A 19341-nucleotide genomic window follows, 5' to 3' on the forward strand; every position below is an offset into this window, starting at 1 on the left:
TAAAGAAAATATTAAGTTAAATAAAAGATAATGAGCTGCAAAGATAAGAATAATAATACTATTTAGCAATATGGCAAGTATTTGTTTGGTTTCATTTAGATTAATTTACACCTTTACGGCTTTAACTCATATTTTTTAAGTTGGACGTATTTAAAACAAAAGAAGCGCTTAAAGCTTACTTAAAACCGCTTAAGGCTGCAGGCAAAAAAGTTGCACTAGTGCCTACAATGGGTGCATTGCACAACGGCCATATTTCGTTAATTAAGCTGGCACAAAAAAATGCTGACATTATTATATGCAGTATTTTCGTAAATCCAACCCAGTTTACCGACCCGAAAGACCTCGAAAAATACCCTCGCCCTATTGAGCATGATTTGGCGATGTTAAATGATGCCGGATGCAATGGTGTTTTCATGCCTGATGTAAAAGAAATGTACCCATCAGGAGCGGACGAAACCTGGCATATAGATTTAGGTGAAGCCGAGTTTCTGCTGGAGGGAGAATTTAGAAAAGGACACTACCAGGGCGTTACGCAGATTGTAAAAAAGCTTTTCGATGCTGTTGAACCTGATATAGCGATGTTTGGACAAAAGGATTTTCAACAGGTATTGATGATTAAAAACATGCTTGCTCATTTTAAATTGCCAATTGAGATTATCGTTTGTCCGATTATCCGTGAAGATGATGGTCTTGCAATGAGCAGCCGCAACATTCATTTATCTCCTGTAGATCGAAAAAATGCACTGGTATTAAGCGAATCTTTACAATTCGTTATCGATCATTTTAATGATTACACTTTGCCGGAGCTTGAGGAAAAAGCAAAATCCTTTTATAAAGGAATAGATGGAGTAACGCTAGATTATTTCACTATCGCTGATGGAAATACTTTAACACCGGCCAAATCAAAAGATAATGATAACCTTGTGGCGCTCGTGGCTGCAAAAGTAGGCTCAACAAGGCTGATCGATAATGTGATTATAAAATAATATAAGATGTAAGATGTACGATGGATGATGTAGTTGGGTGTATGCCTGTTTGAAATCATCCATTTTCCATCATCCATTTTCCTTATTACATCCCATTTACATTTTCTACTTTTTTCATCCAATCCTTTATTGCTAACTTTGCCAAATGATTATCACGATATTAAAATCGAAAATACACCGTGTTAGGGTAACACAGGCCGAATTGAATTACGTAGGCAGTATTACGATTGATGAGGATTTAATGGATGCAGCCAACATTATCGCTAATGAAAAGGTGCAGATTGTAAATAATAATAACGGTGCCCGTTTCGAAACCTATGTAATTAAAGGCGAGCGTGGAACCGGAACCATTTGTTTAAATGGTGCTACAGCACGTTTGGCACAACTTGGTGATATCCTTATTATTATGTCTTACGGTTCTTTGCCGATTGATGAAGCCAAAAAATATAATCCGATACTTGTTTTTCCCGATGATAATAATCACTTGCTAAAATAATCTTGTGACATTCGACCTCAAATCAGTGCTTAAGTACATCGCCCTGTTCTTAATAGGGATAGGCGTTTTGTACCTGGCATTTAAAGGTCAGGATTTGAACAAGATAGCACAGGAGATTAAAAACGCAGATTTTTTATGCATAGTGCTTTCCGCTATAGCGATATGGGTTGCCCACGTTCTACGTGCCCTTCGCTGGCAAATGCTTTATCAATCTATTAATTACCGGGTTCATTTCTGGAACACCTATCATGCTGTAATTATCGGCTACCTTGCAAATCTTGCTTTGCCGCGTTTTGGCGAAATAGGCCGATGTTCAGTAATTCTTAAAACTGAAAAAGTTCCGATGTTTGCTTCCATAGGAACGGTGATTACCGAAAGATTAATCGACGTATTGGTGTTGCTTTTAACCGGTGTGCTGATGTTGCTGTTTCAGTACAGCCTTGTTTCAGATTTTCTTTACAAAGTAATTTATACAGGTCTTGTTGCTAAAGCAGCTACACTGAATTACATGTGGCTGGCAGTAATATTGTTATTGATTGTTATACTATTCACGGCCCTAGTTTATTTTGTCAGGGCTCGGTTAAGCAGAAAATTCTTAAAAGTAATGGTAGGTCTCAGGCAGGGATTCAATTCTTATCGCAAGCTAAAAAATAAACCATTGTTCGTGTGCTATACTTTTGGAATCTGGTTTTTTTACTGCCTGTCTATGTACCTGGCTTTCTCTTCGATACAGATTACTGCCCGGTTAGGTGCTGATGCTGCCTTTACCGCTTTGGTTTTTTCTAGTTTTGCAATGGCTGCACCTGTTCAAGGTGGAATTGGCGTCTTTCACTGGATGGTTAGCCAGGCCTTGCTGTTGTATGCAATCCCTTTTAAAGATGGCTTAGCATATGCAACCATCATTCACTCTTCACAGGTACTGCTTACATTGGTGTTAGGTAGTTTCAGCCTTTTCAAAACAATTTCCTCAAGGAGATAACAAAAATTATTCATCAGAAATTATTTACCTGAAGTATTGCTTTAAGCCGATTTTAGTAAGGATTTTTGCCGGGATTAAGAGGGCAATCATTCGGGTATGATTGTCATAGATCCGTCTTAAGCCCGAACAAACCCCGGCCCAAACCCGACTATAGCATCCTGTTTTCACAATATTCTCATAAAGTTTTTCACTTTAAATTGATAAACATGGAAAGCTTTTCAGATTATCTGATAATGAAACAACTGTAAAATTTATAAAATAAATACTATGCAGCCATAGTATTTTAATCAATTAATACTACATTTGAAATACTAACCTTTTATACATAAATGTTATGCATTTTGAATTAAGTGAAGAACAGTTGATGATTCAGCAGGCAGCACGGGATTTTGCCAATCATGAACTTAAACCTGGCGTAATTGAACGTGATGAGCACCAGAAATTTCCTGCCGAACAAGTTAAAAAACTTGGTGAGCTTGGTTTCCTGGGCATGATGGTTGATGAAAAATACAACGGCAGCGGCCTCGATGCAATTTCTTACGTGCTAGTCATGGAAGAACTTTCCAAAATTGATGCCTCAGCATCGGTTGTGGTTTCGGTAAATAATTCACTCGTTTGTTACGGGCTAGAAGCTTATGGAAGCGAAGCTCAAAAAGAAAAATATTTAAAACCCCTGGCATCGGGCGAAAAAATAGGTGCTTTCTGTTTGTCGGAGCCTGAGGCTGGTTCTGATGCAACCTCGCAAAGAACAACTGCCGAAGATAAAGGCGATTATTACCTGCTTAATGGTACTAAGAATTGGATTACCAATGGAAGCACCGCTTCTACCTATTTGGTAATTGCGCAAACCCATCCCGAGTTAAAACATAAAGGTATTAATGCTTTCATTGTTGAGAAAGGGATGGAAGGTTTTACGGTTGGCCCGAAGGAAAATAAACTTGGCATTCGCGGGTCGGATACGCATTCCTTAATGTTTAATGATGTAAAAGTACCGAAGGAAAACCGGATTGGCGAAGATGGCTTTGGTTTTAAGTTTGCCATGAAAACCCTTGAAGGTGGTCGGATTGGCATTGCTGCACAGGCTTTGGGTATTGCACAGGGTGCCTTTGAGCTAGCCACCCAATATGCTAAAGAGCGTAAATCTTTTGGTAAGCCAATTTCTGAACACCAGGCAATTGCTTTTAAACTGGCAGATATGGCTACACAAATTGAAGCCGCCAGATTATTGGTTTATAAAGCCGCATGGCTTAAAGACCAGGGTTTGCCTTACACCCAGGCAGGCTCAATGGCTAAGCTCTATGCCTCAAAAGTAGCAATGGATGTAACCGTAGAGGCTGTACAGGTTCATGGTGGTTATGGTTTTGTAAAGGAATACCATGTTGAACGCCTGATGCGTGATGCAAAAATTACCCAGATTTATGAAGGAACCTCAGAAATACAAAAAATGGTGATTTCAAGGGAAGTGATCAGGTAACTCCATGGAGTTTTTATAAAGAAGTAAAATATGGATGATGGAAGAGGTAAAATGGAATTAATCTCATTTACTTTCTTCCATCTTCCCTTTTCCATCTTACATTATCCCTTTTCAATCTTCCATCATTCCCTATTCTTTTTCTCCGGCGATAGCGCCAAATATTGCTTTTATTAATGCCACAACTATGGCTAAGAATGCAGCTGCCAAAAAGCCCGAAGTGTTAAAGCTGGTCATCATATTATCAACTAATAATATCATCAGCACGGTAATGATAAAAGACATTAAACCCAGGGTTAGAAAATTAACCGGGAATGTTAAAAGCCTTAATATAAAGCCAATTGTTGCGTTTGCTATGGCGATAAGGATGGCTGCAATTATTGCGCTTCCGTAGCCATCAACACTAACCCCGGGAACTAATTTTGCCCCAATATAAAATGCCAGTCCCATTAAAAGGACTTCAATAATTAATCTCATAATGTTTAATTTAGTAAAATGTTTAAATCTGTTAAATATTTGCTGGTATTCATTTTTGCGATAAACCTGGCATCTTGCTCCAATACAAACAAAGCACCGCTGATTAAGTTTTCAGAAGATAGCACATCAATAGTAGTTAAAAATATTGATGAAGCCAGTTTGTTTGAAGTGAAAAAAGCTTATCAGTCAAATCCCGACTCCCTTAATTACCTGTCGGTAATCTTAATACCCGGTGAAACAGATCATTTGCAGGATGAGCAGGAGGTTTCAGGCCATACAGTATTAAATGGCGATTCATTAATTTTTAAACCGCAGGTACAATTTGTAAAAGGTAAAAACTACCTGGTTGAAAGTTATATCGGAGTTAGCTTTGCTGATAAGCGTAAATTCTTTAAGGGAACGATTAAACACAACCTTGAGCCGCAAAGGCAAATGCTAAAGCGCTAGTTTTGAATGTAAATTCCTGTATAAGAGTTTGATTATTTGCGAAAAATTTGTACATTTGCATTGTAATCGAAGAAAAGAGAAGGGGACAGTGTCCCCTTTTTCTATGAAATCAGGTTAAATATGCAGGTAGAAAAGAGAGTTGCAGAACTCGTAGAAGAGAAAATTGCAGACAGGCCGGAGTTATTTCTGGTTGAAGTCAAGATGTTGCCAAACAACAAGTTAATTATCCATGTTGATGGCGATGAAGGTATTAGTATACAGGATTGTGTAGCCATAAGCAGGCATGTTGGTTTTCATCTGGAAGAAGAAAATGTAATTGAACAGGCTTATAACCTGGAAGTTTCTTCGCCTGGTGTGGGAGAGCCTTTGAAACTTATCCGCCAGTATAATAAGAATATTGGGCGTACGATAAGTATAAAGCTTGTTGGCGGGCAAAAGAAAGAAGGCAAACTTTTAGCAGTTACAGAAAGTAATCTTCTTGTTGAAGAGTTAGTTAAAGAAAAAGGAAAAAAAGCGGTAGCAGTAGAAACAACAGTTCCGTTTAATGATATAATAGAAACAAGTGTGTTAATTTCATTTAAGTAAAAATGAGTACTACAACAATTAATTTAATCGACTCTTTTCAGGAGTTTAAAGATTTCAAAAATATAGATCGCCCTACGGTAATCAGTGTGTTGGAAGAGGTTTTTCGTAGCATGTTGCGTAAAAAATACGGAACAGACGAAAACTGTGACGTAATTGTAAACCCGGATAACGGCGATTTGGAGATCTGGAGAACCAGAAGAGTAATGGAAGACGGGTTTTCTGAAGATGATGATTTAGAAATCGAACTTGCTGAAGTAAATCAGATCGACCCAAGTTTAGAGGTTGGCGACGATTATATTGAGCAGATTACATTAGAAAGTTTTGGCCGCAGAGCGATTTTAGCTGCCCGCCAGACTTTGGTTTCTAAAGTGTTGGAATTAGAGAAAGACGAAATTTTCAAAAAATATAAAGATCGCGTAGGCGAAATTATTACCGGCGAAGTTTACCAGGTTTGGAAAAAAGAAACATTGGTTCTGGATGATGAAGGTAATGAGCTTTTAATGCCTAAAACCGAGCAGATTCCTGCAGATTATTTCAAAAAAGGTGATTCTGTACGTGCAGTAATCTCTAAGGTTGAAATGATTAATGCTAATCCAAAAATTATTATTTCAAGAACAGCTCCTGAGTTCTTACAACGTTTGTTCGAACAGGAAGTTCCTGAGATTTTTGATGGCTTAATTACCATCAAGAAAATTGTTCGCGAACCAGGAGAGCGTGCTAAAGTTGCCGTAGAATCTTACGACGACCGTATTGATCCGGTAGGTGCATGTGTGGGTATGAAAGGATCTCGTATTCATGGTATCGTTCGCGAATTGAAAAACGAAAACATTGACGTGATTAACTTCACAAATAATATTTCATTATACATTACCCGTGCTTTAAGTCCGGCAAAAATCACTTCTATTAAATTAGATGATGAAACCAAACATGCATCAGTTTACTTAAAACCTGATCAGGTATCATTAGCGATTGGCCGTGGCGGACACAACATTAAACTGGCTGGAAAATTAACCGGTTATGAAATTGATGTTTACCGTGAAGCAGGAGAAGAAAATGATGAAGACGTTGATTTAGAAGAATTCTCAGATGAGATTGATAGCTGGATCATCGATGAATTAAAGGCTATCGGTTGCGATACTGCTAAGAGTGTGTTAGCACTTTCAGTAGAAGATTTGGTAAAACGCACCGACTTAGAAGAGGAAACCATCAAAGAAGTGGTTCAGATCTTACAGTCAGAATTTGAATAAGTGGTGTAATTACCAAATAAACACTACTTTTGTATTAAATAAAAAATAAAAGGAGCTAGATGTCAGACGACAAACCAATCATTTTAATTAAAGCTATTAAAGAACTTAATATTGGCATGGGTACGGCCGTAGAGTTTTTAAACAAGAAGGGATTCTCAGCCGAGAAAAGTCCTATGTTTAAACTTTCGGGCGAAATGTACGATGCCTTATTGAAAGAGTATCAGGGAGATAAGATCGTAAGAGAAGAAGCCAAACAAATAGTGATTGGTAAAATACGTCGTGACGAGCCTGAGACTGAAAAGCCAGCTGAAGCACCGAAAAAGAATACCGACTTTGAGAAAAACGAAGAGATTTTGATAAAAAATGCACAAACGTTTACTCCTCCGGTAGAAAAACCTAAAGTAGAAACACCAAAGGTTGAAACACCAGCTGCACCAGTGGTTGAGCCTGTAAAGGAAACCAAAGCGGAAGAAAAGGCCGATGATGGCAATTTACCTGGTGTGAAGGTTGTAGGAAAGATCGACTTAAATGATCTTAACCCTAAAACCCGACCTGTTAAGAAGGAAGAGGCGCCAGCCCCTAAAGTTGAAGAAGCACCAAAACCGGTAGCCGAACAACCAAAAGCTGAAGCGCCGAAGCCTGTAGAGGTTAAAAAAGAAGAGGCACCTGCACCGGCACCTAAGGTTGAAGAGCAACCTAAGCCAGTTGTTGAACAGCCAAAAGCTGAAGCACCAAAACCAGCGGAGGTTAAACCTGAGCCAGCTGCAAGTACCGAACCTGAGGTAATCAAAGCCCGTACAGTTAAATTAACCGGGCCGAATATTATTGGTAAAATTGTTTTACCAACAACACCTGATAGAAGAAATAATCCGGTAGCTTCATCAAGCGATAGCGAAGCGGCAAAACGCAAGCGTAAACGTAAGAAAACGCCGGGAGCTCCTGGTCAGCCAGGGCAACATGGTGGTCAGGGCCAGCAAGGTCAAAATCCTGCCGGACAAGGTGGTGCACCAGGACAACCTCGTCAACCTTACCAAGGCAACAGACAGGGCGGAACACCATACCAGGGGAACCGACCAGCAGGACAAGGCGGAACACCGTATCATGGCAACAGAAATAATAACAGACCGGGTTTCCAAAATAGAAATGCTGCACCTAGCGGACCTAAAGAAGAACCTACAGAGAAAGAAATTCAAGATCAAATCAAGGCAACACTTGCCCGTTTAAGCGGAGCAGGTAAGTCTGGTAAATTTGCGCAACGTGCTAAATTGCGTCGTCAGAAACGTGATGATGTAGCATTTAGCGCTGAAGAAGCAGCAAACGAGCTTGAATCGCAATCGAAAATATTAAAGGTAACAGAATTTGTTACTGCAAATGAGTTGGCGAACATGATGGATGTACCGGTTACCAAAATTATTGGTACCTGTATGAGCCTTGGTATGTTCGTTTCCATTAACCAGCGTTTAGATGCTGAAACATTAACCATTGTTGCTGATGAATTTGGTTACGAAATCCAGTTCGTAAAACCTGATGAAGAAGAGGATAATGTAATTGAAGAGGAAGATAGAGAAGAAGACTTAATCGAAAGAGCTCCGGTTGTTACGATTATGGGACACGTAGATCATGGTAAAACCTCATTGCTGGATTATATCCGTAAAGCGAATGTTGTTGCCGGTGAAGCGGGTGGTATTACCCAGCACATTGGTGCTTACATGGTAACCACTTCTTCAGGTAAAAAAGTAACCTTCTTAGATACACCGGGTCACGAAGCCTTTACAGCGATGCGTGCCCGTGGTGCCAAAGCTGCTGATATTGCCATTATCGTTATTGCTGCGGATGATGCGGTGATGCCTCAAACAAAAGAGGCTATTAACCATGCACAGGCTGCAGGCGTACCTTTGGTTTTTGCTTTCACCAAGGTTGATAAACCTGGTGCCAATGCAGATAAAGTACGCGAGCAGTTATCAACCATGAATATTCTGGTTGAAGACTGGGGTGGTAAATACCAATCACAGGAAATTTCGAGCAAAAGCGGTTTAAATGTAGACTTACTTTTAGATAAAGTATTATTAGAAGCTGAATTACTAGAGCTGAAAGCGAATCCGAATAAGCGTGCTACAGGAACGGTAATCGAGGCAGCATTAGATAAAGGCCGCGGTATTGTTACTACAGTATTGGTTCAGGCAGGAACATTAAAAGTTGGTGATCCGATTTTAGCGGGTAGTTACAGCGGACGTGTTAAAGCCTTAACTAACGAACGTGGTGCTAAAGTAGATTCGGCAGGTCCATCGCAACCGGTACAGGTATTGGGTATGCAGGGTGCGCCAACAGCAGGTGATCGATTTAATGCCTTAGAAAGTGAAACTGAAGCACGTGATATCGCAAACAAGCGTATGCAGTTACAACGTGAGCAAGGCTTACGTACACAGAAACACATCACGCTCGATGAGATTGGCCGTCGTTTAGCAATCGGTAACTTTAAAGAGCTTAATATTATTGTTAAAGGTGATGTGGATGGTTCAATCGAAGCCTTATCGGATTCATTATTGAAACTTTCTACGGAGCAGATACAGATTAATGTAATCAGTAAAGGTGTTGGTCAGATTTCTGAATCAGATGTATTATTAGCTTCTGCTTCTGATGCCATCATCATCGGCTTCCAGGTTCGTCCATCAACAGGTGCACGTAAGTTAGCTGAAGCTGAGCAAATTGATATCCGTTTGTATTCGATCATTTACGATGCAATCAATGAGATTAAATCGGCAATGGAAGGTATGTTGGATCCGGAATTTGAAGAGAAAATTGTGGCTAACGTGGAAATCCGTGAAACGTTTAAAATTACTAAAGTTGGTACCATTGCAGGTTGTATGGTATTGGATGGTAAAATTACACGTAACAGCAAAATCCGTATTGTAAGAGATGGTGTTGTGGTTTACACAGGTGAATTAGCATCATTAAAACGCTTTAAAGACGACGTTAAAGAGGTTTCAAAAGGTTATGAGTGCGGTTTAAACATTCTAAACTTTAACAACATCGAGGTTGGCGATATCGTAGAAGCTTACGAACAAGTAGAAGTAGCAAGAAAACTTTAACAGTTTTCTATACAGATAAATTAAAGTGGCCCGAAAGGCCACTTTTTTTATGCGATAAAAGTACCTTAGCAGCATTAAGCTATTACGTTACAATGAATGTAGGGGCATAAAAAAAGACCCGGTTTAAAGGGCCTTTTGATGATATTTTTTTATTAAATCAACGATTTATTGTCCTACTATCCATTTAATTTTATTGGCTTTATTAATCAGGTAAACCAATAAATAACTTACCAGATAAGTAAAGAGAAACCTTCCGTATTGGATAAAAACCAGATCTAAAGATGACATGCCATCTGCAGAAATATGTAAGGGCCTGAATATAAGCGGTAGTATTTGAGCAATGATTATAAAATGAATAAGGTGGATACCATAAGTGGTACTCCTTGGATTAAGGTTTTTGATAAACTTCAGGTTGCCGATTTTGTAAAGAAGTAAAAAGGTAACCAGCGAATATATAATGTTTGTGATCCTTAAGGTATTGTAAGGGTCTACCCTTTCACCAGCATGTGTTATACCTGAATTCATCAGATAAATGCTTTCGCCGCATGAAATCAGGAATGTTGCAATGGAGAGTATCCAGAGTAAGGTTAAACTTCTTTTCTTGATCCATGCATTAAACAGATCATAATACTTGTGCATGATTACGCCCAACCACAGGTAGAAAACGAAGCCTAAAACAGCAGTGGTATGCCTGCTCGGAATCCATTCATAATAAAGGTTAACAGAGTAAAAGAATGAACAAATAGCCAGAAAAATACCTAATTTATAGCTATAGAGGTATTTGCGGAATATCAGTAAGATAGAAATACTTCCTAGGAAATTTAGGATAAACCAGAAACTGGTGTCGAATACAATGTAGTAAAGCTTATCACCAAGGAAAGCCCAGGGTTTATCTCCACCGGGAGGATCACCACCCTTGAAGTAAATTACAGTCAAATCTGCATAAATTAAAATAAGGAACAGCGTTAACCAGAATAACCATGGTTTAAAAGTACCATCGAATCTTCTTTTTAAATAAGCTAAAGAACTTGTGGTTTTAATTTTATCGCCAATAAGGAAACCTGCCAGGATGTAGAAAGTAACCGTTCCGAATTTGAAAAGCTGCATGGTAATGGTTTGTATCCATTGTTCGCTGGCGGTATTGAAATAAAGTGATTTTGGCCACATATAACTGTGTTCAATAACAATTGTAATAATGGCTATAAAGCGTAATGAATCTATGAAGTCGTAATTTGTCTTTTCTTTTTTTAAATCAGCAGACATATTAATTTATAATGGGTGAGCGACAAAGCTATTAAAAAAAAATCTACATCATTAAAACCGATGTAGATTGCTTTATAACAGTTTTATTGCAGAAAGTGTAAATAAAAGTTAAAAAGGGCGGAATTATGTCTATTAATTAATCCTGAAGCACATTTTTCGAATATAGTTCATCTTACTAAGTATGCTTTTCTTCTTTAGATAGAACAATAAATGAAAATTATCAAGCAAGAGTGAGAATAACTTTAACCTGGCATTATTTTTTATTTGCCTGTCTTCAGTAAAGCAGGATAATATATTAAGAATATAGTTTTTATGCAGAATAGTTTTATTACTGCAATACCTTAACCAATCGGGCTTAATTTCATTAAACTTAATTTTACTTTCCTTAACCTTCTCCTTCTTTATTCTTAAAATATCTGTATTGGATTCAGCGTGTTGCCTGTACTTAACCAGTGGCTTGTTAATATATTTTATACCCTCATGTTCGCCGGCGGTAAAGGCAATTGCCCAATCGTGATAGTATTTTTTATCTAACGGAATAAATTTATCCCGAAGGTCACTTCTGATCATCAGGCTATGACCGGATATACAATTGTTAAAGAGAAAAGGTAAGGACGATTTCCCCTGGTACATGTTCAGGATGTCAGAAATTTTCGAGTTTAATGAATCACCTGTTTCCGAAATAAATTCAGAATCGTGATAAATTAGTGCAGATGTTCCTATTGAACTTACCTGTAAAGCTATTTTGTCTTCTGCCCAGATATCGTCCTGGTCGCACAAGGCAATAAAGTCGCCCTGGCAAAGTGTGATTGCTTTTTCGAAATTCTTTACATAACCCAGGTTAATTTCGTTCTGATAAATCTTTATTCTATTATCCTCAGAAGCAAATTTCTCTAAAATTTCAATTGTATTGTCTGATGAAACATCATCAACAATAATTATTTCAAGGTTTTTATAGGTTTGGTTAACTAAAGAAAATAACTGTTCTTCAAGATGGATTGCTCCATTATAGGTACATACAGCAATTGATACTAGGGGATTGTTACTCATTTTATCTAATCGTTAAAGGCTTGCATTTCTATTAAACGTTTGTACAAGCCATTTTGCGACATTAACTCCTGATGAGTTCCTGTTTCTTTTACTTCACCTTTATCTATTACTACAATTTTATCGGCATGCTGGATGGTACTTAAGCGATGCGCAATTACAATTGAAGTTCTGTTTTTCATTAAATTATTCAAGGCATCCTGTACCAGTTTTTCTGATTCAGTATCGAGTGCTGAGGTTGCCTCATCAAGCAGCATAATCGGTGGATTAGCCAAAACTGCTCTTGCAATACAAACCCTTTGCCGTTGGCCACCAGAAAGTCTGTTTCCCCTGTCGCCAACGAAAGTCTGGTAACCTGCTTCCGTATTTAAGATAAATTCGTGCGCATTGGCAATTTTAGCTGCTGCGATAACTTCTTCTTCCGTAGCATCGGGCTTAGCGAAGGCAATGTTGTTAAAGATACTGTCGTTAAACAGAAAAGATTCTTGATTAACAGTCCCCATTTGTCCGCGAATACTTTCTACTGTTAAATCGCGGTAATCGTGGTTGTCGATTTTAATAATGCCTGTTTTTGGGTCGTGAAACCGAGGTATTAAATCCATTAAGGTGCTTTTGCCACCACCAGATGGACCTACCAATGCTATTGTTTGCCCTTTTTGAATGTTAAGGTTGATGTTATTTAGTACTTGTTTATCGCCATAGCTGAAGCTAACATTTTCAAAAAGCAGCGACGTGTTAAAATTATTTAGGATTTGAGCATCAGGCTTATTAACCAGTTCCGGTTTGGTGTCAATTAATTCCAATACCCTTTCGCCTGCTGCAATACCCGAATGTATGCCGCTAAACGAATCGGTAAGGGCTTTTGCCGGACGCATTACCTGCGAGAATATAGCAATGTACGCAATGAAGTCGGCGGCAGCAAGTGCATTTTTATCCTGGTGTAATATTAATGTTCCGCCATACCACACAATTATAGCGATCATTAGTACACCTAAAAACTCTGAAACTGGAGAGCCCAATTGTTGCCTCCTAACCATTTTTCTCATTAAGTTAGAATAAAAAATATTCTCCTGGTTAAATTTATCTTTTATCCGTTCAGATGCATTAAAGGCTTTAATAATTTTAATCCCACTTAACGATTCATCCAGAAAGCCAATCATTTTTGCAAAAGATTCATGTGATTCTTTAGCTTGCTGTTTTAATCTTTTAACAATTTTGCTAATGATGAAAGCAGATACAGGGATAACCAGCAATGAAAAGAGCGTAAGTTTTGCCGAGATGTTAAACAATAAAACGACATACACAATTAAGGTTACAGGCTCCTTGAATACAACCTGTAAAGTATTGGTTACCGTAAACTGTACAACCTGAACATCAGAAGCTACTTTAGAAATAATATCTCCTTTCCGTTCATTATTGAAGAAACCAACATGCAGATTCATTACATTATTAAAGACCCTTTTTCTGAAGTTAAGTAAAGTATGCACCCTTAAATCTTCCATAAATCTTTGCGAAAAGTATCGAAATAGGTTGGAAAGCAATACTGAAATTACAATAACAACACATACATAAAATAATGTTTTCTCTACTGAATATTTTGCGATGGAATCGGTTACAAGTTCTCTTAACTTACCTAACAAACTAAAAGACTGCGTTGCTTTATCAGTAAGGGTTTCGGGCTTTGGTAAATTATTATTTTTATTCGCATTTAGGAGAGTCTCGAATAATGGTGAAAGTAAAGCTAGGTTAAATGTTCCAAACAGTATAGATAAAAGCGTAGCAATAACATAAGGGATTGCAAATTTCTCTATCGGTTTAGCAAAGGATAATAAACGAAAATAAGTCTTCATTTTATGAAAAATCGAATATGTAAGATGGGGAATGCATTATTGCTAACCCAAAAAAATCTAATTAAAACTTGGCAAATGTACGGTTTTCTGATAAACCAATCGGATTTAGGAATAAACTGAATTTAAAAAATACAGGTTGCTTATATGATAAGCGTAAACATTTGGTTATTAATCAAATTTTGTAACCAAGTTTGCCAAAGATATTACGCCAATAATCTGCATAACGATCCCAATCATGACAACCGAAAGGTAATAGGCCTTCATTCAGGAATTCTTGTTTAACGGGAGGGACTTCGAAGGCAAACCGGAGCGCAGTTGCAGCATCGGGGATATTAAGAATTCTTTTTTCACGGTTAACTTCAATACTCCAGAAAACATCTTCATTATGCAGGTTTCCTTTTGAATTTAAATAATGACTGATGATGGGCTGCATAAGCAAACTAAGATCGTAAAACTTACTTACCCGTCTTAAAGAAAACCCCCCGTTACCTACCCGGTTATCTAGCTGGTACTGATTAGGTTCATTTTGATCAAACTTTTTAAACCTTGCGCCAAATTGATATTTAAGTTTAGAAAAAAATAAACTTATATCATTTTTATGGTATGTTTTTTTGATCCAGGGCGCTCCTATATAATCCCAACCCTGATCACACCAGTAATTTAATTCATCCTTAAAAATAAAACAATCCATCTGGTAAATCAGGATGTATTCATAATCTAAAAATGCTTTATAAAATTCTCCTGAAAGCATCAGTTGATTGTAACCCGAAATGCTTTCAAAAAAGCCTGGGTGGAAACTAACCGTTTTAGAAACAGGGAGATCTTTTGCAATTTGTGGTAAAGCCAAATTCTCGGGCTTGATTATTATGATGTCGTGATCAGCAAGAATTTTCTTGCATTGCTGAAGCGAAATATTCTCATAATCCGATATATCCGATTTATAAAAAGGAATAATTACTGCAACTTTCTTCAATTTGGCAATTATTAATACAAAATTCCAGTTTGGATATTAGGTGTTATTTAATCAAACATTCCTCGTAGAGGCTTAAGTATTGTTTCGCTGCAATGTCCCAGGTAAATTTTTCGGCCTGTTTTATCATTTCAGCAGCTCTGTCCCTTTTACTAAAGTCTTCCATCCCCAAAGTAAAAACATTTTGCATGTGTTCGGCATCAAAACTATCAAAATAATAGGCAGCATCACCTCCAACCTCGGGCAATGAAGTGTATTTTGATAGAAAAACAGGCTTGCCAAAGTACATGGCCTCAATAATTGGCAGGCCAAAACCCTCCGCTATTGATGGGAAAAGAAAAGCGCTACAGTTTTGATAATACCACGCTTTATCATCATCACTGATCGGGCCTGTAATATGAACCCTATCTAAACAATTGTATTTTTTTGCTTCTTCTAGAATTCGTTCTTTATGTGGCGTTTCTTTTCCAGAGATAATCAAATCATAATCGTTATCCTGCAACAAAGCAGGTAGCAAGTGAAATCCTTTTTGCACCGATAATAATCCAATTGTGAATAAAAATTTTTTATTAGGATTGAAGCTGGGGTTATAATCTTTTTTTGCGATTAGTTGTTCAGCTCCATTATAAATTACACTGACTTTTTCTTTAGCCTCCGGAAAATAATGCAGAACATCATTAGCTACAAATTGGGAGATACAAACTACTTTATCAACTTTAGCGATTTTATTACCCAGCCTTTTTAAATAGGCCTTTATGCGATGAGGTTTACTGAATTTAAGATGTACCTTATTCATGTCATGAATGGTCATGATAGTTTTGGCTACCACCTTATTTGGCCTCAGCCTGCACGTTTGATCTGATAGATGAACAACATCAAAATCATTTTTACCCTTAAATATTATTTTGTCAAAAATAGAAAGATACTGTATTGGTACAAGACCATTAAACTGATATTCTGTGTTCTTAAAAAGATAGAATTTAAGATTGAAGCGCTCATGATTTTGTTTCAGCAATGCATTGCCGAGTCCTTTTCCAAATGAAAAATAGCCACAATTGGGGTCTTTCATCGAATCGAAAGTAACTAAAATCGAGGGTTTTGACATTGTAATAAGCTAATGTATAAATTAAATATCTCCGCAAAGATAAGAAGTTTTTAAAAATGATATTTCGGGAAGCTACTTCACAATTTTATAGTTCCTGTACTCAAATAAGCGCAAGCCTGTCAAATCTTCTATTTTCTGGAGGAATCTTCTCCGGAAATTCATTTTAGGCGTTTGTTTAGTTAAGTCTTGTTCAAATTTCCAGTTAGCCGCTTCAATCCTGGGTTTCAAAACAGCAGGGTGTGTTCCTTTGAAATGAACTAGCCTGTCGGCATTATGCATGTCAAAGCTACCCTGAACAGGGTAATGCTGTTCAATCCATTCTTCCGTTTGGTAATATTGGTTAAAGTTTCGCACCTTTCCCTGTAATCCTTTCGGCGGCTTAACCCAACCGTAATGGAAAACATAGGCGTCGATAAGTTTAACTTTCAGCTTTCTGTCGTTTATTCTGAAACCCTGGGCATCGCGATAAGAATGTATGCTCGGAAGGTTTTTTAAAATGCGCACTTCTCTGCGGTACCACCTTCTCGATTCAGCCAGATAATCGTAGGAAGCATAGAAATGTTTGTATTTTAAAAGCAAAGCTTCAACCTTATCATTGTTTAATTCCGCTTCCATTTCCTTTTTAATGATGGGTAGGTAGTCTTCATGGATCGCCTCATCGCCCTGAATGTAAATTAACCAGTCGGCATCTTTATCTACTCCAGCCAGTGCTTTATTGGTTTCATCGGCAAATACGAAGCCTCCTTCTTTTAGGTTGTCGTCCCAAATGGTATCAATGGTTCTTATTTTTTCAGGGTTGATGCTTTTAACCAATGCCGATGTTTCATCAGTAGAATTTCCCAATGCAACAACGAAGTCATCGCATAGCGATAAAACCGAAAGTATGGCTTCCCTTACCGGATAATCGTTTGCGATGGCATTTCTGATAAAGGTAAATCCGGTAACTTTCATTTAAATTTCTTGTTGTATAAACCATCATCCGGTTTATAATTTTGTTAATTTGTACAAATATAGTTTTATTGATGAATACCCATCTAACTCTTTTAAGCGAAATAAAGCAAGGTAATTACAGGATTCTGGCAAGGGTTTTAACTTTGGTTGAGAATGATATTGACCCTGCCGGTTTAGTTCTTATAGATTTGGAAAGCAATATTCCGGCGATTGTTTTGGGTATTACCGGGCCTCCGGGTGCTGGGAAAAGCACTTTGGTGAATGCAATAACCAGTCAGTTTGTTGCTGAAGGTAAGCGGGTGGCCATATTGGCTATAGATCCGACTTCGCCCTTTAATTATGGCTCTTTACTGGGCGATAGAATCAGGATGGCCACGCAGTTTAATAATCCAAACGTTTTTATCCGTTCGCTGGCTACAAGAGGGGCACTTGGTGGTATCTCGGCTAAGACCATAGAAATGGTTGATGTGTTAAAAGCTGCAAATTTTGATTTAATTATAGTAGAAACGGTGGGCGTTGGTCAATCGGAAGTGGAAATTGCTGGCCTGGCTGATAAAACCGTTGTGGTACTTGTTCCCGAATCGGGCGATGAGATCCAGAATATAAAATCAGGATTAATGGAGATTGCCGATTGTTTTGTCGTCAATAAAGCCGATCGCGATGGAGCCACTACTTTTGCCAATAACCTGAAAAAAATAGTTCATCAAGGCACCAAAACCATTCCTGTATTAAAAACGGTAGCTGATAAAAACGAAGGTATCACCGATTTGTATAAATGGATTATAAAGCCTGTTGTTGACCATGATAATCAAAAAAGAACTTTCCTGTTTGCTGAACGGGCATGGAAAATTATCCAACATAATAAGATGAAGGCTATCGATAAAAAAAAGCTCCGCGAAGAAATTCACGAAGCTTTAAAAGTAAATGGTTTCAATGTTTATCGCTTTGCGGATCGATTTATTGAACTTAATGATTAACTGTTCGTGGCTGAATTAATTAATCATTACAATCTTGAACGGTTCGCAGCCGTATAAAGCTGTGCTTTTTAGCTGTTCATAATGTCTTCAATTTCTGCTGCTTCCAGCGGAATGTCTGCCATTAAGTCGATATTACCTGTTGAGGTAATTAGTATGTTATTTTCCAGGCGAATACCCAAACCTTCTTCAGGAATATAAATGCCTGGTTCTACTGTTAAAATGTTTCCGGCTGCAAAAGGAGTATAACGGTTAGCAAAATCATGCACATCAATGCCTAAATGATGAGAAGTGCCATGCATGAAATATTTTTTATAGGCTGGCCATGCAGGGTTCTGGTTTTTAACATCCGCTGCAGAGATTAATCCAAGTCCAATTAATTGCTCGGTCATGATTTCACCAACTTCTTCGTGGTAAGTATTCCACACTGTTCCCGAAACGAGTAATTTTGTAGCAGCTTTCATTACATGCAAAACAGCATTGTAAACGTCTTTCTGTCTTTTGGTAAATTTTCCATTAACCGGAACCGAGCGGCTCATATCTGCATTATAATTAGCATACTCTGCACCAAAATCAAAAAGTATTACATCTCCATCATTACAAGTCTGGTTGTTATCATTGTAATGAAGAATATTAGCATTTGGGCCCGATGCAATAATTGGCGTATAGGCGTGGCCGGTTCCACCCTGACGGATAAATTCGTGAATGATTTCAGCTTCGATTTCATATTCTTTAACCCCAGGTTTAATAAATTTTAATACCCTGACAAAGGCATCACGAGTCATTCCGCAAGCCTTTTTAGTTAAATCTACCTCGATATCTGATTTTACAGCCCTTAGTTCACGCATAATCGGAGCCGAGCGTTCGTAATGGTGTAAAGGATATTTATTGCGCATTTGTTCTATGAAACGGATATCGCGATAAGGAACCGAATGGGCATAACGATCATTTTCATTTGTGTTCAGATAAATATGATCTGCATAGTGGATAATACTATGTAAAATGTTGTCAAAATCTTCAAGCCAGTAAATGCTTTCGATGCCTGATGCAGCCTTTGCCTGCTCCTTAGTATACTTGTAACCTTCCCATACTTTTATGTAATCGTTTGTCTGTCTTAAAAACAGGACTTGTCTGTACAATGGATTAGGACAATCAGGGTATAAGAGTAAAATTGTTTGCTCCTGGTCGATTCCTGACAAATAAAATAAATCAGGATTTTGCTTAAAAATAAAGCTCTGATCGCCGCTTCGCGGGAATTCATCATTCGCTTGAAAGATAGCTAATGAGTTCTTTTTTAAATGCTTAGCAAAATTATTTCGGTTTAAGATGAATAAATCCTGGTTGATTTGCGGGTATTTCATAATTATTGTATTCTAGAATGGGTAACGGCCAAAAGTAACAAAA

The 19341-nt window shown here is 37.8% G+C and carries 17 protein-coding genes; 9 read left to right on the forward strand and 8 right to left on the reverse strand.

Annotated elements, in window-relative coordinates:
* Positions 1-140: 140 nt before the first annotated feature.
* The 4 genes from panC to R2R71_RS07715 all read left to right on the forward strand — a co-directional run bounded on the left by panC (position 141) and on the right by R2R71_RS07715 (position 3935).
* Positions 141-986: a pantoate--beta-alanine ligase gene (gene panC / locus R2R71_RS07700; RefSeq protein ID WP_316830682.1), complete on the forward strand. Its 846-nt coding sequence runs from the start codon at positions 141-143 to the stop codon at positions 984-986.
* 145 nt (positions 987-1131) lie between these two features.
* Positions 1132-1482: an aspartate 1-decarboxylase gene (gene panD, locus R2R71_RS07705; protein WP_316830683.1), complete on the forward strand. Its 351-nt coding sequence runs from the start codon at positions 1132-1134 to the stop codon at positions 1480-1482.
* Positions 1483-1486: 4 nt separating this feature from the next.
* Positions 1487-2461, forward strand: coding sequence for a lysylphosphatidylglycerol synthase transmembrane domain-containing protein (locus tag R2R71_RS07710; RefSeq protein WP_316830684.1), 975 nt, complete (start codon positions 1487-1489; stop codon positions 2459-2461).
* 334 nt (positions 2462-2795) lie between these two features.
* The gene (locus tag R2R71_RS07715; protein ID WP_316830685.1) at positions 2796-3935 is read left to right on the forward strand and encodes an acyl-CoA dehydrogenase; all 1140 of its coding nucleotides are present in this window, start codon (positions 2796-2798) and stop codon (positions 3933-3935) included.
* Positions 3936-4064: 129 nt separating this feature from the next.
* Here R2R71_RS07715 and R2R71_RS07720 read toward each other — a convergent pair whose 3' ends face one another.
* On the reverse strand, positions 4065-4409 hold the full coding sequence (locus R2R71_RS07720) for a phage holin family protein (protein WP_316830686.1): 345 nt from the start codon (positions 4407-4409) through the stop codon (positions 4065-4067).
* A gap of 18 nt (positions 4410-4427) precedes the next feature.
* On the opposite strand from R2R71_RS07720, the gene R2R71_RS07725 reads away from it, so the two are divergent.
* The 4 genes from R2R71_RS07725 (at position 4428) to infB (ending at position 9777) form a co-directional block, all read left to right on the forward strand.
* Positions 4428-4856, forward strand: coding sequence for a hypothetical protein (locus R2R71_RS07725; protein ID WP_316830687.1), 429 nt, complete (start codon positions 4428-4430; stop codon positions 4854-4856).
* Positions 4857-4976: 120 nt separating this feature from the next.
* Positions 4977-5441, forward strand: a complete 465-nt coding sequence (gene rimP / locus R2R71_RS07730) for a ribosome assembly cofactor RimP (protein ID WP_316830688.1) — start codon at positions 4977-4979, stop codon at positions 5439-5441.
* A gap of 2 nt (positions 5442-5443) precedes the next feature.
* A complete protein-coding gene (gene nusA / locus R2R71_RS07735) occupies positions 5444-6688 on the forward strand; it encodes a transcription termination factor NusA (RefSeq protein ID WP_316830689.1) in 1245 nt (414 codons plus the stop codon).
* Between the two features lie 59 nt (positions 6689-6747).
* Positions 6748-9777: a translation initiation factor IF-2 gene (gene infB / locus R2R71_RS07740; RefSeq protein ID WP_316830690.1), complete on the forward strand. Its 3030-nt coding sequence runs from the start codon at positions 6748-6750 to the stop codon at positions 9775-9777.
* Between the two features lie 165 nt (positions 9778-9942).
* Here infB and R2R71_RS07745 read toward each other — a convergent pair whose 3' ends face one another.
* The 6 genes from R2R71_RS07745 to R2R71_RS07770 form a co-directional block, all read right to left on the reverse strand.
* Positions 9943-11040 carry an acyltransferase family protein gene (locus tag R2R71_RS07745; RefSeq protein WP_316830691.1) on the reverse strand — a complete coding sequence of 366 codons (1098 nt, stop codon included), beginning with the start codon at positions 11038-11040 and terminating at the stop codon, positions 9943-9945.
* A gap of 132 nt (positions 11041-11172) precedes the next feature.
* On the reverse strand, positions 11173-12090 hold the full coding sequence (locus tag R2R71_RS07750; RefSeq protein ID WP_316830692.1) for a glycosyltransferase: 918 nt from the start codon (positions 12088-12090) through the stop codon (positions 11173-11175).
* Positions 12091-12095: 5 nt separating this feature from the next.
* Positions 12096-13937, reverse strand: a complete 1842-nt coding sequence (locus R2R71_RS07755; RefSeq protein ID WP_316830693.1) for an ABC transporter ATP-binding protein — start codon at positions 13935-13937, stop codon at positions 12096-12098.
* 172 nt (positions 13938-14109) lie between these two features.
* On the reverse strand, positions 14110-14910 hold the full coding sequence (locus R2R71_RS07760; RefSeq protein WP_316830694.1) for a DUF5672 family protein: 801 nt from the start codon (positions 14908-14910) through the stop codon (positions 14110-14112).
* A gap of 43 nt (positions 14911-14953) precedes the next feature.
* Complete coding sequence (locus R2R71_RS07765) at positions 14954-16012, reverse strand: glycosyltransferase family 1 protein (protein ID WP_316830695.1); 1059 nt, start codon at positions 16010-16012, stop codon at positions 14954-14956.
* Between the two features lie 72 nt (positions 16013-16084).
* Entirely contained in the window at positions 16085-16963 is an 879-nt protein-coding gene (locus R2R71_RS07770) for a glycosyltransferase family 2 protein (protein WP_316830696.1), read from the reverse strand.
* 71 nt (positions 16964-17034) lie between these two features.
* Between R2R71_RS07770 and meaB the strand changes: the two genes are divergently transcribed.
* Entirely contained in the window at positions 17035-17940 is a 906-nt protein-coding gene (gene meaB, locus R2R71_RS07775) for a methylmalonyl Co-A mutase-associated GTPase MeaB (RefSeq protein ID WP_316830697.1), read from the forward strand.
* A gap of 68 nt (positions 17941-18008) precedes the next feature.
* On the opposite strand, the gene R2R71_RS07780 is transcribed toward meaB, so the two are convergent.
* Positions 18009-19298 (reverse strand): Xaa-Pro aminopeptidase, encoded by a 1290-nt coding sequence (locus tag R2R71_RS07780; RefSeq protein WP_316830698.1) that lies wholly within the window; start codon positions 19296-19298, stop codon positions 18009-18011.
* Between the last annotated feature and the right edge of the window lie 43 nt (positions 19299-19341).

This window comes from Pedobacter aquatilis, assembly GCF_032678405.1.
Taxonomy (GTDB): domain Bacteria; phylum Bacteroidota; class Bacteroidia; order Sphingobacteriales; family Sphingobacteriaceae; genus Pedobacter; species Pedobacter aquatilis_A.

Bases quoted from the DNA above. Each gene is read 5' to 3' on its own strand.
- panD (WP_316830683.1), top strand. From the start codon at position 1,132: ATGATTATCACGATATTAAAATCGAAAATACACCGTGTTAGGGTAACA.
- R2R71_RS07715 (WP_316830685.1), top strand. From the start codon at position 2,796: ATGCATTTTGAATTAAGTGAAGAACAGTTGATGATTCAGCAGGCAGCA.
- R2R71_RS07720 (WP_316830686.1), bottom strand. From the start codon at position 4,409: ATGAGATTAATTATTGAAGTCCTTTTAATGGGACTGGCATTTTATATT.
- R2R71_RS07725 (WP_316830687.1), top strand. From the start codon at position 4,428: ATGTTTAAATCTGTTAAATATTTGCTGGTATTCATTTTTGCGATAAAC.
- rimP (WP_316830688.1), top strand. From the start codon at position 4,977: ATGCAGGTAGAAAAGAGAGTTGCAGAACTCGTAGAAGAGAAAATTGCA.
- nusA (WP_316830689.1), top strand. From the start codon at position 5,444: ATGAGTACTACAACAATTAATTTAATCGACTCTTTTCAGGAGTTTAAA.
- infB (WP_316830690.1), top strand. From the start codon at position 6,748: ATGTCAGACGACAAACCAATCATTTTAATTAAAGCTATTAAAGAACTT.
- R2R71_RS07745 (WP_316830691.1), bottom strand. From the start codon at position 11,040: ATGTCTGCTGATTTAAAAAAAGAAAAGACAAATTACGACTTCATAGAT.
- R2R71_RS07750 (WP_316830692.1), bottom strand. From the start codon at position 12,090: ATGAGTAACAATCCCCTAGTATCAATTGCTGTATGTACCTATAATGGA.
- R2R71_RS07755 (WP_316830693.1), bottom strand. From the start codon at position 13,937: ATGAAGACTTATTTTCGTTTATTATCCTTTGCTAAACCGATAGAGAAA.
- R2R71_RS07765 (WP_316830695.1), bottom strand. From the start codon at position 16,012: ATGTCAAAACCCTCGATTTTAGTTACTTTCGATTCGATGAAAGACCCC.
- R2R71_RS07770 (WP_316830696.1), bottom strand. From the start codon at position 16,963: ATGAAAGTTACCGGATTTACCTTTATCAGAAATGCCATCGCAAACGAT.
- meaB (WP_316830697.1), top strand. From the start codon at position 17,035: ATGAATACCCATCTAACTCTTTTAAGCGAAATAAAGCAAGGTAATTAC.
- R2R71_RS07780 (WP_316830698.1), bottom strand. From the start codon at position 19,298: ATGAAATACCCGCAAATCAACCAGGATTTATTCATCTTAAACCGAAAT.